This window comes from Streptomyces sp. NBC_01320, from assembly GCF_035974375.1.
GTDB lineage: Bacteria > Actinomycetota > Actinomycetes > Streptomycetales > Streptomycetaceae > Streptomyces > Streptomyces yanii.
The window spans coordinates 4465652-4478756 of sequence record NZ_CP108390.1 but is presented as its reverse complement, the minus strand read 5'-3'; the positions used below and the strand labels follow the sequence as shown (position 1 = coordinate 4478756).

The 13105-nt window shown below is 69.3% G+C and carries 9 protein-coding genes and 4 pseudogenes; 8 read left to right on the top strand and 5 right to left on the bottom strand.

The window, feature by feature from the left end; genetic code table 11:
• The first annotated feature begins 144 nt into the window (after positions 1–144).
• Together OG395_RS20175 and pruA are read left to right on the top strand one after the other, a co-directional pair.
• Complete coding sequence (locus OG395_RS20175) at positions 145–1071, top strand: proline dehydrogenase family protein (protein WP_327244201.1); 927 nt, start codon at positions 145–147, stop codon at positions 1069–1071.
• Positions 1072–1122: 51 nt separating this feature from the next.
• Positions 1123–2754, top strand: coding sequence for an L-glutamate gamma-semialdehyde dehydrogenase (gene pruA, locus OG395_RS20170; protein WP_327244200.1), 1632 nt, complete (start codon positions 1123–1125; stop codon positions 2752–2754).
• A gap of 111 nt (positions 2755–2865) precedes the next feature.
• Here the strand turns inward: pruA and OG395_RS58395 are convergent, their stop codons facing one another.
• Positions 2866–3468, bottom strand: coding sequence for a DUF1877 family protein (locus tag OG395_RS58395; RefSeq protein WP_442818762.1), 603 nt, complete (start codon positions 3466–3468; stop codon positions 2866–2868).
• A pseudogene (locus OG395_RS58390) lies at positions 3456–3819 on the bottom strand (glycoside hydrolase family 97 C-terminal domain-containing protein); the annotation flags it as partial. The pseudogene OG395_RS58390 and the gene OG395_RS58395, both read right to left, overlap by 13 nt.
• A 582-nt stretch (positions 3820–4401) precedes the next feature.
• On the opposite strand from OG395_RS58390, the gene OG395_RS20160 reads away from it, so the two are divergent.
• Positions 4402–4947: a GNAT family N-acetyltransferase gene (locus tag OG395_RS20160; protein WP_327244198.1), complete on the top strand. Its 546-nt coding sequence runs from the start codon at positions 4402–4404 to the stop codon at positions 4945–4947.
• A gap of 3 nt (positions 4948–4950) precedes the next feature.
• On the opposite strand, the gene OG395_RS20155 is transcribed toward OG395_RS20160, so the two are convergent.
• Positions 4951–5814 (bottom strand): NAD-dependent epimerase/dehydratase family protein, encoded by an 864-nt coding sequence (locus OG395_RS20155; protein ID WP_327249392.1) that lies wholly within the window; start codon positions 5812–5814, stop codon positions 4951–4953.
• Between the two features lie 128 nt (positions 5815–5942).
• On the opposite strand from OG395_RS20155, the gene OG395_RS20150 reads away from it, so the two are divergent.
• Complete coding sequence (locus OG395_RS20150) at positions 5943–6785, top strand: helix-turn-helix transcriptional regulator (protein WP_327244197.1); 843 nt, start codon at positions 5943–5945, stop codon at positions 6783–6785.
• A gap of 143 nt (positions 6786–6928) precedes the next feature.
• Here OG395_RS20150 and OG395_RS20145 read toward each other — a convergent pair.
• A pseudogene (locus OG395_RS20145) lies at positions 6929–7932 on the bottom strand (NADP-dependent oxidoreductase).
• Between the two features lie 115 nt (positions 7933–8047).
• On the opposite strand from OG395_RS20145, the pseudogene OG395_RS20140 reads away from it, so the two are divergent.
• Positions 8048–8993 (top strand): annotated as a pseudogene (locus OG395_RS20140) (LysR family transcriptional regulator).
• Positions 8994–9177: 184 nt separating this feature from the next.
• Positions 9178–9306: a hypothetical protein gene (locus OG395_RS20135; RefSeq protein WP_093772350.1), complete on the top strand. Its 129-nt coding sequence runs from the start codon at positions 9178–9180 to the stop codon at positions 9304–9306.
• 377 nt (positions 9307–9683) lie between these two features.
• On the opposite strand, the pseudogene OG395_RS20130 reads toward OG395_RS20135, so the two are convergent.
• Positions 9684–10484 (bottom strand): annotated as a pseudogene (locus OG395_RS20130) (RNA-guided endonuclease InsQ/TnpB family protein); the annotation flags it as partial.
• 245 nt (positions 10485–10729) lie between these two features.
• Here OG395_RS20130 and OG395_RS20125 point away from each other — a divergent pair.
• A complete protein-coding gene (locus OG395_RS20125; RefSeq protein ID WP_327244196.1) occupies positions 10730–11770 on the top strand; it encodes a 3-isopropylmalate dehydrogenase in 1041 nt (346 codons plus the stop codon).
• Between the two features lie 241 nt (positions 11771–12011).
• Positions 12012–13100: a branched-chain amino acid aminotransferase gene (locus tag OG395_RS20120; RefSeq protein ID WP_327244195.1), complete on the top strand. Its 1089-nt coding sequence runs from the start codon at positions 12012–12014 to the stop codon at positions 13098–13100.
• Positions 13101–13105: the final 5 nt, after the last annotated feature.

The following is a 13105-nucleotide window of genomic DNA, read 5'->3' as shown; positions in this document are numbered from 1 at the left end:
TCCAGTGCACGGATGCGTGACAGCTGTCGATGGCACAGGATCGGGGAGATCCTTAGATTTCACGGTGGTTCTCCGTGCTGTACCGGTCTGATTCAGTTCCTGCCGATACGGCCCTCGTACATACCTTTCCGTTGGAGGTGCCCCGTGCTGGCTCCCGTGATTCTCGCTGCGTCGCGCAGTGACAAGATGCGCCGATTCATTTCGGCCGCCCCGGGGACCAAGCAGGTCGTCGACCGGTTCATCGCCGGTGAGACGGTCGAGCAGGTCGTCCCGATCATCAAGGACGCCACCGGGAAGGGCCTGGAGGTCACCCTCGACGTCGTGGGCGAGGACATCACCACGCCGGAGCAGGCCACCGCCGCGCGCGACGCCTACCTGGAGCTGATCGACCGCCTCAAGGACCTCGGCCTGGGCACCAGGGCCGAGATGTCCGTCAAGCTGTCGATGTTCGGCCAAGCATTGGAGGGCGGCCACGAGATGGCGCTCGCCAATGTGCGCCCCGTCGTCGAGGCCGCCGCGGCGATCGGCACCACGGTCACCCTGGACGCCGAGGACCACACCACCCTCGACTCGATGTTCGCCATCCACGAGGAGCTGCGGAAGGACTACCCGCAGACCGGCTGTGTCATCCAGGCGTACCTGTTCCGCACCGAGGAGGACGCCCGCCGCCTCGCCGCCGCAGGCAGCCGCGTCCGCATCGTGAAGGGCGCCTACAAGGAGCCCGCCTCCGTCGCGTACCAGGACAAGGCCGAGATCGACAAGGCGTACGTCCGCATCCTGAAGATCCTGATGGACGGCGAGGGCTACCCGATGATCGGGTCCCACGACCCGCGGCTGATTGCCATCAGCCAGGAGCTGGCACGCAAGGCCGGGCGCAAACTGGATGAGTACGAGTTCCAGATGCTGTACGGGATCCGCAGCGACGAGCACGTCCGGCTCGCGGCCGAGGGGCACCGGATGCGCGTCTACACCGCGTACGGCACCGACTGGTACGGCTACTTCATGCGTCGCCTCGCGGAGAAGCCGGCCAACCTGCTGTTCTTCGCCCGCTCCATCCTCACCAAGGGCTGACCCGCCCGCCCCGCTGCCCCCACCCCGCTGAAGCAAGGAGACAAGGCACTCATGGACGCTGTGACCCAGGTCCCCGCGCCGGTCAACGAGCCGGTCCACTCCTACGCCCCGGGCTCCCCGGAGCGTGCCCGCCTGGAGGTGAAGCTCAAGGAGCTCGCCGAGAACCCGATCGACCTTCCGATGACCGTCGGCGGCGAGAAGCGGATGGGCGGCGGCGAGCGCTTCGACGTCGTACAGCCGCACAACCACAAGGCCGTCATCGGTACCTTCGCCGGCGCCACCGAGCAGGACGCCCAGGACGCGATCGACGCCGCCCTCGCCGCCGCCCCCGCGTGGCGTGCGATGTCCTTCGACGACCGCGCCGCGATCATCCTGCGCGCCGCCGAGCTGCTGTCCGGCCCCTGGCGCGAGACGCTGGCCGCGTCCACGATGCTCGGCCAGTCGAAGACCGCCCAGCAGGCCGAGATCGACACCCCCTGTGAGCTCGTCGACTTCTGGCGCTTCAACGTGCACTACGCGCGCCAGATCCTCGCCGAGCAGCCCCCGGCCAACTCGCCGGGCGTGTGGAACCGCATGGACCACCGCCCGCTGGAGGGCTTCGTCTACGCGATCACGCCGTTCAACTTCACGGCCATCGCGGGCAACCTGCCCACCGCCCCCGCCCTCATGGGCAACGTCGTCGTGTGGAAGCCGTCTCCGACGCAGACCCACTCCGCGGTGCTGCTGATGCAGCTCCTGGAGGAGGCCGGTCTGCCCAAGGGCGTCATCAACCTGGTGACCGGCGACGGAATCGCCGTCTCCGAGGTTGCCCTGAACCACCGCGACCTGGCCGGTATCCACTTCACCGGCTCGACCCCGACCTTCCAGCACCTGTGGAAGACGGTCGGCAACAACATCGCCAACTACCGCACCTACCCGCGGCTCGTCGGCGAGACCGGCGGCAAGGACTTCGTCGTCGCCCACCCGTCGGCCGACCACGCCGTGCTGAAGACCGCGCTGACCCGTGGCTCCTTCGAGTTCCAGGGCCAGAAGTGCTCGGCCTCGTCCCGCGCGTACGTCCCGGCCTCCATCTGGAACTCCGGTTTCAAGGAGAAGTTCGCGGCCGAGGTCGACTCCATCACCATGGGTGACGTCACCGACCTGTCGAACTTCATCGGTGCCGTCATCGACGAGCGCTCGTTCGCCAAGAACAAGGCCGCGATCGACCGTGCCAAGTCCGACCCGTCCTGCACGATCATCGCGGGCGGCACGTACGACGACTCCGTGGGCTACTTCGTCCGCCCGACCGTCATCGAGTGCAGCGACCCGGAGAACGAGGTCTTCACGACCGAGTACTTCGGCCCGATCCTCGCCGTGCACGTCTACGAGGACAACACGTACGACGAGATGCTGGAGCAGATGGAGTCGGTCTCCGACTACGCGCTGACCGGTTCCGTCATCGCGAACGACCGCGCCGCGGCCGCGCACACGATGGAGAAGCTGCGGTACGCCGCGGGCAACTTCTACATCAACGACAAGTCGACCGGTGCCGTCGTCGGCCAGCAGCCCTTCGGTGGCGGCCGAGCCTCGGGTACGAACGACAAGGCGGGCGCCCCGCAGAACCTGCAGCGCTGGACGCTGACCCGCGCCATCAAGGAGACGCTGGTCCCGCCGACCGACTACACCTACCCCCACCAGGGCTGACGCCCCCCGGGGCGCCGCATCCCGGCGCCCCGCCATGATTCCCGCCTCCCGCCCGGTTCCCCTGCCGGCCGGGAGGCGGTTTCCATTTCGGCCCCTCCGGCACACGGCCGCTCAGTACAGGAACCGCTTCACCACCGCGTCGCCCGAATCCGCTGCCCGCTCGTAGAAGTCCAGCACCCGCCGATAGTGGTGGGCGAAGATATCGCGGACCTCGGGCTCCGGCAGACCCCAGTGCGCGGCAATGCCACCGGCGGCCGCGCGCCACAGCTCGTCGAATGGATGGGTGCGGAGGAATTCCGCCGCCTCCCGCACCTCCCCGGCCTCCAGAGTCACCGACGGTGCCTCGATCCCTGCCGGGTCCTCATGAATGGCCCCGCCGAAGACCGGGAGCTCGCAACTGCCGTGGCCGGGCGGTGCGGTGAGACACAGCTTGTGCACCTCGGAGAAATCCTTGGAGATGTTCAGATCCGTCTCCAGGTGGTCGAGCCCGTCGTCCGTGTCGGCGAAGACCGCCGCCACCCCGGCGAAGTGCTGCGGCAGCCTGGTTGCCGGAACGGCCCGTGCCTGCATGCTGAAGCCCATCGCTGTCCCCTCCCGCCGGGCCGCCGCGCGCGGCCCCCTGTCCATGAACAGTAGGGGTGCCCACTGACAACGGCGCGCGGTTGTCAGTGGGCGAGCGGCGGTGGGTGATCCGGCCCCCGCTACCGGTCGCAGGAGGTGCGGCCAGGGGACCAGCGGCAGGCGACCGCGGCGAAACCGCCGTCGGAAATGACCCCCCACCGGCAGAGTGTCGCCGCCCCGCACCGTGCGGGCCGTGCGGACCAGCCCCGTCGGCCCGTCCGTCACCGTCTCGACCAGCCACCGGCCGGCCCCGATCCGCAGCGGCACCTCGGCGGTGTGCGCCGTGCCCGCGTACGTACCGCCGATGAACCAGCGGCTGCCGCTGCGGCGGGTCAGGACCGCGCTGCTCCCGGGCTCACCGGCCGGCAGCCGGGTGTCGTCCCAGGCATTCGGCAGCTGCTCCAGGAAGTGCCGGGCCTCCGGACGGGATTCGTGGGACTCGGGGTGCCGGCCAGGTGCGCACATCTTGACGCGGTAGGTGGAGTAGCCCGCGTCATGGGTCAGCCGGGCCCCGGAGCAGCCGCCGGTGAGATCGGACTCGGCCACCAGGGCACAGCTGTTTCCGGTACGTAAGAGTGCCTGCATCATGTACTCGCCGGCCGGGGCGCCGGACGCGGTGTACCCGTTGAAGAGGTTCTCGTCGTCCTTGCGGTAGGCGCCGAGCCAGGCGGAGGAACCCTCGGGCAGGGTGAACGCCGAGGTCCCCGTCGAGGTTGGCGAAGGCGAGCCGGGCAGCGAGCAGCACGGCGACCGGCAGGACGGCGGGGCCGGCGGGCAGCCAGGCCGGCGCGGCGGCGGCACCGGTCGCCGAGACCACACCGGCCGCCGTGAGGGTGTCGGGCGACACCCTCACGGCGGCCGAGCGTGGCGCGGACGCCGGAGAGCCGGTCCGCGTATCAGGGCTTGAGAGTGTAGAGGCCGTTCATGGGGCCAACTCCCTTTCGGCGTGGAACTCTTCGACACGTGACAGCTACTCAAATGCGTCCTGAGTACCTGGTGGCGCAGGTGCCTGAGAGGCTGGGGGACATGACTGAGCCGCTGTGGCACATCGCGCACACCTACGAGCTGACCCCGACCGCCCGCGACGGGATCCGCGCCTTGCTCGACACCGCTTTCGAGGGCGACTTCAGCGACGACGACTGGGACCACACCCTGGGCGGCATCCACGCCTACGCACGCGACAACAGCGGTCTCCTGGCCCACGGCAGCGTCGTCCAGCGCCGAGTGATCCACGCCCACCGCTCGTACCGCATCGGCTATGTCGAGGGCGTGGCCGTCCGCGCCGACCGGCGCCGCGAGGGGCTCGGCGGCCGGGTGATGGCTGCGCTGGAACGCGTCATCGACGGGGCGTACACGTTCGGCGCGCTGTCCGCCTCCGCCACCGGGGCCGGCCTCTACGCGGCGCGTGGCTGGCAGGTGTGGCAGGGGCGGATCGGCGTGCAGGGGCTGAGCCGGGTGGAGCTGCTGCCGGACGAGGAGGGCAGCACGTACGTCAGGGCGGCGGGCAGTCGCCCACTGCCCTCGCCGTCCCAGAAGCTGATCTTCGACTGGCGCGACGGCGACGTGCTCTGATCCCTACAGGGCCCCCGCGTCCCGCGCCGTCCACACCGACGGATACAGCGGCCGGAAACCCAGCTCGTCCCTGGCCCGCAGCGTCGACGTGATTCCGTACCACGGGTCGGGGTCGACCCGGTCCGCCGACTCGGCCGGCAGCGCGACCCCGTTGAGCTGGTGCAGCTCCACCGCCGTCACCGGCGCGTCGTCCGAGAAGTTGTAGCGGCGACCCGCCGGGCCCGGTGCGTACAGCAGCCGCAGCAGTCCCTGCGCGACATCCGCGTGGTGCACCATCGCGAGCCGCTGCGTGGCCGCCCACTGCCCGGCCCAGGCCATCGACTGCGCGAGGTGCGGGTCGCCCTCGCCGTACACAAAGGCCAGGACGGCGATCCGGACATCGAGCCCGTGGTCGCGGTGGAGCGCGAGCAGGCCCTCCTCGGCCGCCACCTTGGACTCGGTGTACGCACCCCACAGCTGCCCGCCCGGCACCGGGGCGTCGTCCTCCGTCAGCGGCCTGCCGCGCCCCGCGCCGTACCCGAGGTTCGTGCCGACCTGCACGAACCGCTGCGTGCCCGCCTCCACGGCCGCCCGGCCCAGGGCCAGCGCGGCGGCATGGTTGACCGCCCATGCCTCCTCGTCCGGCACCCCACGGAACGCCGCCGCGATGTTCACCACCGCGTCCGTTCCGGCCAGCGCCTTCCGTACGTCCTCCGGGTCCCGCAGGTCACCGACGACGACCTCGGCCCCCAGCGCGGCGAGGGGTGCACCCCGCTCCTCGTGCCGCACGATCACCCGCACCGTGTCACCGGGGGCGGCCCGCCGAAGCAGCCGTGGTACGAAACGCCGGCCGACCTCACCCGTGGCACCCGTCACCAGAGTCAGCATCATCGGTTCCTCTCGTTGCTTCCGATGTCCATCACCCTGCGACGGGTCGCCGGCCGGCGGGAGAGACGCGGCTATCCGAGGACCGGCACTCCCTGGATACGGATCCGCGCACGAGCCATGCTGGGGACGTGGACCTCGACCGATCGGAACTCGCCGACTTTCTGCGCCGCTGCCGCGCCCGAATCGAACCGGCCGACGTAGGGCTGACCGCAGGCTCCCGGCGGCGCACCCCGGGGCTGCGGCGGGAGGAGGTCGCCCATCTCACCGGTGCCTCCGTGGACCACTACACGCGCCTGGAGCAGGGCCGCGGCTCACGCCCCTCGCGTCAGATGCTCTCCGCAGTGGCCAGGGCGTTGCGGCTGAGCGAGGACGAGCGCGACCATCTCTTCCGGCTGGCCGGGGAGGAGCCGCCGAGCGACCGTCATGGCCCCACCCAGCATGTGCGCCCCGGGCTGTTGATGGTCCTCGACCGACTGCACGACGCACCCGCCCAGGTCCTGAGCGACCGCGGCGAGGTCCTCGCCCAGAACGCCATGGCCGTGGCGCTGACCGGTGAGCACCAGCCGGGGTACAACATCATCCGGTCCTGGTTCACCGCCCCCGAAGGGCGTGCGCTCTTCCCGGCAGAGGACCACGAGACGCACTCCCGCAGCCATGTCGGCCAGCTCCGCGCGGTGCTCGCCGCCCGCCCCGATGATGTCGCGCTCGTCGCGCTCGTCGATGAACTGCGTGCGGCGAGCGAGGAGTTCGACCTGCTGTGGGCCGAACATGTCGTCGCCGTACGGCGTGCCGAGCACAAGCGGTTCGTGCACCCGGTCGTCGGGGAACTGGACCTGGAATGCGAGGCGCTGCTCAGCGCCGACCACGGACAGGTGCTGGTCATCCACACGGCCCGGCCCGGCACGGACGCGTACGAACGGCTGCAGCTGCTGCGTGTGGTGGGCCTCCAGGACCTGACCGTCGGGCCGTGACCGGTCAGGACCTGATGTCAGGACCGGATCCGTCAGCCGCTGATGCTCGCCGCGCCCGTCTCGATGCATGGACCATGATGTGGTCGTCGGTGAGTCCGCTGCGGCTTCGCCCGGGTGGGAAGTGCCGGTCGGAACCGGCCGGGTCAACTGCCCGTACGGATCAGCAACTTGCCGGTGTTCTCACCGCGCAGCATCCCCAGGAACCCGTCCACCGTCCGCTCGATACCGTCCACGACCGTGACATCCGGCGTGATCAGCCCACTCTGCAGATGCGGTACGAGGAACTCCTCCAACTCTCCCTGCACATGCCGGTGGTTGCGGACGAGCACCCCTTCCAGGCGCAGGCTCCTGCCCACCACGTCGTACAGGTTGCGCGGGGCGGCCGGCGGCCGGTCCGCGGAGTGGTACTGGGCGATCGCGCCGACCCAGGCGATCCGCCCGTGGTCGCGCAGGGCGGAGATCCCGCCCTCCAGATGGTCACCGCCCACGTTGTCGACGAACGCGTCGATGCCGTCCGGCGCCGCCTTCGCGAGCAGCTCGCCGACCGGTCCGTCGTGGTGGTCGAAGGCCGCGTCGAAGCCGACGTTCTGCGTGAGGTGGGCGGCCTGGCGGCCGAACCCGTGCTGCCGATGATGCGGCCGGCGCCGAGCAGTCGGGCGATCCGCCCCACTGCGGTGCCGACCCCGCCCGCGGCAGCCGAGACGAACAGATCCTGGCCCGCCCGGAACTCCAGGGTCCGGGTGACCGCCACATAGGCGGTCAGCCCGGTGCCGCCGAGGATCGACAGATGCGCGGCGAGCGGTACACCGTCGAAGGACGGAAGCTTCCGCGTTCCCGGGATGCCGAGCGCCACCAGGGCGTGGCTGCGCCAGCCGTGCCGGTGGAAGACCAGGTCGCCCTCGGCGAGCGCGGGGTCGCGGGAGGCGATCACCCGGCCGACGGAGCGGCCTTCCAACGGCGTGTTCAGCTCCCATCCGCCGTCCATCTCCTCGCGGTGGTACGGATCGACGGACAGGTACAGGTTCTCCACCAGTGCCTCGCCCGGCCCGGGGGAGGGGACGGGTGACTCGGTGAAGGAGAAGAGGTCGGCGGTCGGGAAGCCGTGGGGCCGGGCGGTCTGCGCAATGATCGTCTGCGTGGTCCTCATGGCAGGGACGGTAGGAAGGAATCGATGGGCCCGGCAGAGGGTTGCGTCGATGGAAAGGCCGTTTCCATGAACAGCTTTCATGGGCGGCCGTGGGCCACCAGGGGGGACCGACCGGATGACCGACCTCGCCCCGCACGAGCTGCGGGTACTCGTCGCCGTGGAGAGCGCGGGCAGCTTCTCCGCCGCCGCGCAGGCATTGGGCATGACCCAGTCAGCCGTGTCGCATTCCGTAAGGACCAGTGAGCGCCGGATCGGGGCTGTGCTCTTCGACCGGGGCCGCCGGGGGGCCAGGCCGACCGCGGCGGGCGCCGGGGCGGTCGCCCATGCCCGGCGCATCCTGCGGCTGCTCCAGCTGATGGGTGACGAGACGCGTGGGGTGGCGGCTGGTCCTGCCGGGACGGACACGGTCGCGGGACCGCTGCGGATCGCCGCGTTCCGCAGTGCGGCGCTCTTCCTGCTCCCGCCCGTGCTGGAGCGGCTGCGGGCCCGCCACCCCGGGATCGAACCGGTGGTGCGCGTGGTGCGCGAGATCGGGCGGGACGGCGGGCGAGGTGCTCGACGGGCGCGCCGATCTGGGCATCGCGACGATCGGGACGAGTTCGCCCGTACCGAAGGAACTGGTCGGGGGAGTGCTGCTGCAGGAGGAGTACGCGCTGGTGCATCCGGCCGGTCATCCGGCGCCGCGTTCGCTGCCGCTGGTCGACTGGGCGGAGAGCTGCACCTCGTACACCCGGGACTGGTGGGCCGCGCAGGAGTGGATCCCGCAGGCAACGACGGAGGTCGAGGACGACGGAGCAGTGCTCTCGATGGTGTCCCGTGGTCTCGGAATGGCGATCATGCCGCAGCTCTCCCTCGAAGGAGTACCCGACAACGTCGAGATCACTGATCTCGGACCGGAGCGGCCGACCCGCTCCGTCGGCTATGTCACCACCCCTGAGCAGGCACAATCCCTCGCCGTTCGGGCTCTGATCCGGGAACTGCGGGCGGCAGGCCGTAAACCCCCGTCTCAGATAGTAGGAAGTCCGAGTAATTGTGGAGACAGACCGGCCGAGCTGTCCTAGCTTTGTAGAAGCCGAACGTCTCGCTAGATCCAGCGACTGGCGGTCGTGAGCGCGTGCCCCCGTGCAGGCAACCCCTGCGGCATCCGCTCCCCGCCCCTTCCGGCGCCTCGAAATCCCGATCTCGAAATCACGCACACGTTTTTTCGATCTCGAAATCCTCGCGATCTCAAGGAGTCGATCCACCATGGCCGAGACGACTGTCCGCCGCGTCCGACACACCCACCGCCCGACCGAGTCGGAGCGCCAGAATGCCGCCGCCGCCCTGCAGCGAGCCCTCGACCGCAGGGACAACGGCGGCTCCACCGGCCACTGAGGCCGGTGCGTCCGGCAGTGCTCAGCCGCGGCTGATCTCGAAGTGGTCGATGCGCTCGCCCGACTCGGCGAGCGCGGTGACCTTCATCCGGGCATGCCGCCCGGGCTGGACCTCCACCGCGAGGGAACGAGAAGCCGGTTTGACGTCCTCGCCTCCGTGAGTGGGGCGATTTTCTCCCTGGCGCCCGTGTGTGCGGTGCGCCTTGAGTCGGGTTCCTGGTTCCTTCCCACCAACGTGGGTGTTGCGCACTGTGCCGGGACGAGCCCTGGTCTTACCTGTGCTCCGCAGGCGTTTACTCGCTACCGTTGCCGGTGTGAGGCCCCATGCCCTGGGGTGGTTGGTGCTGCTTGTGACGCGCGGATGCGCCGTCCTTCGTGTTTGGTGGACAGCTTGTGGTGAAAGTCCCGGCGCGCATCCGCCACCTTCGCGTGTGCGCGTGCGACCCTGATCCGCTGCTTGTTGCGGTTCTTCGATCCTGTCTTCTTGCGGGACAGGCCGCGCTGTTCGCGTTTCAGTTTCTTCTCCGCCCGGCGCAGGAACCGGGGCGATTTCACGCGCGAGCCGTCCGCCATGACGGCGAAGTGGGTCAGCCCGAGATCGATGCCTTGGTCCGTATCCAGCGGCGGCAGGATCTCGTCTGCCGGATTGGTCTCCACGACGAACGACGCCCAGTACCGGCCGGCGGCGTCCCTGATGATCGTCACCGTGGACGGGGGCGAAGGCAGGGCACGGGACCAGCGGACTCGTACAGGCCCGATCTTGGGAAGGCTCAGCTTCCCATCCCGAGTGATTGACCACCGCGCGTTCGCGGTGAACCGGATGGCCTGTCGGTTGTCACGCTTCGACTTGAACCTCGGCTCCGCGACCCTCGGCCCCTTACGGGTGCCCTTGAGGCTCGCGAAGAAGTTCCGGTAGGCCGTATCCAGATCCCGCAGGGACTGCTGGAGGACCACGGCCGACACCTCCCCAAGCCATCCGCGCTGGGTGGTCTTTTTTGCCTCGGTAATGAACCGCTTGGACAGCTCCGACGACTTCGGACACTCCATATCTGCTGAGTGTGCGTTCCGCCGTGCTCGCAGACAGTCGTTCCACACCACCCGCGCACAACCGAACGCCCGGCCCAACGCATCGCGCTGACCAGGACTCGGCTCGATCCGAAACGAATAACGAAGCTGCACATCACGACCGTACGACTGCAGATCGATGTTTCCTGCGACAAGATCAGAACTGCCAGAGATTGCACATTAGTGCTCCGGAGCCACATGGTTCCGTGAGGTAAACCGTCATGGTCTGTTCGCCTGAGTGCAACCTGACGCATGTTGAAAGGGGTGCACCACCTGTCGGCGGTACGGTCGAAGCCGCTCGCATGTCCGTATGGTGGACGTGAAATGTCACAAGGTGGGACGAGCAGTAGGGTGCGGACATGACTCGCAGCATCAATCTCGCAGTCGTCCCCGGTGACGGTATCGGCCAGGAGGTCGTGGCTCAGGGCCTCAAGGTCCTCAACGCCGTTCTCCCGCAGGATGTGAAGCTGGAGACCAAGGAATTCGACTTCGGCGCCAAGCGTTACCACGCGACCGGTGAGACCCTCACCGACGCCGATGTCCAGGCGCTCAAGCAGCACGACGCGATCCTGCTCGGCGCGATCGGTGACCCCTCGGTCCCGTCGGGCGTCCTGGAGCGCGGCTTCCTGCTGAAGCTCCGTTTCCTCTTCGACCACCATGTGAACCTGCGGCCGTCGAAGCTCCTCCCGGGTGTCGCGACCCCGCTCGAGGGGCAGCCGGAGATCGACTTCGTCGTGGTCCGTGAGGGCACCGAGGGTCCGTACACCGGCAACGGCGGCTCGATCCGCACCGGCACCCCGCACGAGGTCGCCACCGAGGTCTCGGTCAACACCGCCTTCGGTGTCGAGCGTGTGGTCCGTGACGCCTTCGCCCGCGCCCAGGCCCGCCCGCGCAAGAAGCTGACGCTGGTCCACAAGAACAACGTGCTGGTCCACGCCGGGCACCTGTGGACCAACATCTTCAACAAGGTCGCGGCCGAGTTCCCGGACGTCACCACCGACTACCTGCACGTGGACGCCGCGACGATCTTCCTCGTCACGCAGCCCGAGCGCTTCGACGTGATCGTCACCGACAACCTCTTCGGCGACATCATCACCGACCTTGCCGCGGCCGTCTCCGGCGGCATCGGCGTCGCGGCCTCGGGGAACATCAACCCGAGCGGCGAGTTCCCCTCGATGTTCGAGCCGGTCCACGGCTCCGCCCCGGACATCGCGGGACAGGGCAAGGCGGACCCCACGGCCGCGGTACTCTCCGTCGCCCTCCTGCTGCGCCACCTGGGCTACGAGGCCGAGGCTGCGCGCATCGAGGAGGCCGTCTCCGCCGACCTCGCGGAGCGCGGCGACACTCCTCGTACGACCTCGGAAATCGGTGACGCGCTCGCGGTACGCGTAGCGAGCTGACCCGACGACTCCATTTCGAAGCCGCCGGGTCCCCACCGCACCCGGCGGCTTCTCCTGTGTGGTCCCGGGTGCCACCATCGAACCCTGGACCGCATTCACGTCATTTCGTGCACGGGTCCCCGCGAGAGATAATCGAACGGGCCGTGGCTTGCGGTAAAGCTCGGACGTCCCAGCACCTGTCTGACAGGAGCCGGCGTGAGCGCGGTCCATCACACACAAAACCGGTGAAGGACACGCACTCATGACGACGCCCACGATCGAGCTCAAGCCCTCTTCGACCCCGCTGTCCGACGCGGAGCGCGAGGCGATCCTGGCCAACCCCGGATTCGGCCGCTACTTCACCGATCACATGGTGATCATCAAGTGGACCGAAGGCCGCGGGTGGCACGACGGCCAGCTCGTTCCCTACGGCCCGCTCTCGATCGATCCCGCCACCAACGTCCTGCACTACGCGCAGGAGATCTTCGAGGGGCTCAAGGCCTACCGCCAGCCCGACGGCTCGGTGGCCAGCTTCCGCCCCGAGGCCAACGCCAAGCGCTTCCAGCGTTCCGCACACCGGCTCGCCATGCCGGAGCTCCCGGTCGAGACGTTCATCGAGGCGTGCGACGCGCTGGTCCAGCAGGACAAGGCATGGGTTCCGGCCCACGGCGGCGAGGAGTCGCTCTACCTGCGCCCGTTCATGATCGCGTCCGAGGTCGGCCTCGGTGTGAAGCCCGCCAACGAGTACCTCTTCATCGTCATCGCCTCGCCTGCCGGCGCGTACTTCGCCGGTGGCGTCAAGCCGGTCTCGATCTGGCTCTCCGAGGACCGCGTCCGCGCCGTCCCCGGTGGCATGGGCGACGCCAAGACCGGCGGCAACTACGCGGCGTCCCTCCTCGCCCAGGCCGAGGCGTCCGCGAAGGGCTGCGACCAGGTCGCCTATCTCGACGCCGTGGAGCACAAGTGGGTCGAGGAACTCGGCGGCATGAACCTGTACTTCGTGTACGGGGACAAGATCATCACCCCGTCCCTGACCGGCTCCCTGCTCGCCGGCGTGACCCGTGACTCGCTGCTCCAGGTCGCCCGCGACCTCGGCTACGAGTCCGAGGAGGGCCGCGTCTCCATCGACCAGTGGCGCGCCGACACCGAGAACGGCACCCTCACCGAGGTCTTCGCCTGCGGCACCGCCGCCGTCATCACCCCCGTCGGCCTCGTCAAGTCCGCCGGCGGCGAGTGGACCCAGAGCGAGGGCCGGCCCGGCGAGGTCACGCTCAAGCTGCGCGAGCGCCTGCTGGACATCCAGCGCGGCGTCGCACAGGACACGCACGGCTGGATGCACCCGCTCGGCTGAGCCAC

Bases quoted from the DNA above. Each gene is read 5' to 3' on its own strand.
- pruA (WP_327244200.1), top strand. From the start codon at position 1,123: ATGGACGCTGTGACCCAGGTCCCCGCGCCGGTCAACGAGCCGGTCCAC.
- OG395_RS20160 (WP_327244198.1), top strand. From the start codon at position 4,402: ATGACTGAGCCGCTGTGGCACATCGCGCACACCTACGAGCTGACCCCG.
- OG395_RS20155 (WP_327249392.1), bottom strand. From the start codon at position 5,814: ATGCTGACTCTGGTGACGGGTGCCACGGGTGAGGTCGGCCGGCGTTTC.
- OG395_RS20135 (WP_093772350.1), top strand. From the start codon at position 9,178: ATGGCCGAGACGACTGTCCGCCGCGTCCGACACACCCACCGCCCGACC.
- OG395_RS20125 (WP_327244196.1), top strand. From the start codon at position 10,730: ATGACTCGCAGCATCAATCTCGCAGTCGTCCCCGGTGACGGTATCGGC.
- OG395_RS20120 (WP_327244195.1), top strand. From the start codon at position 12,012: ATGACGACGCCCACGATCGAGCTCAAGCCCTCTTCGACCCCGCTGTCC.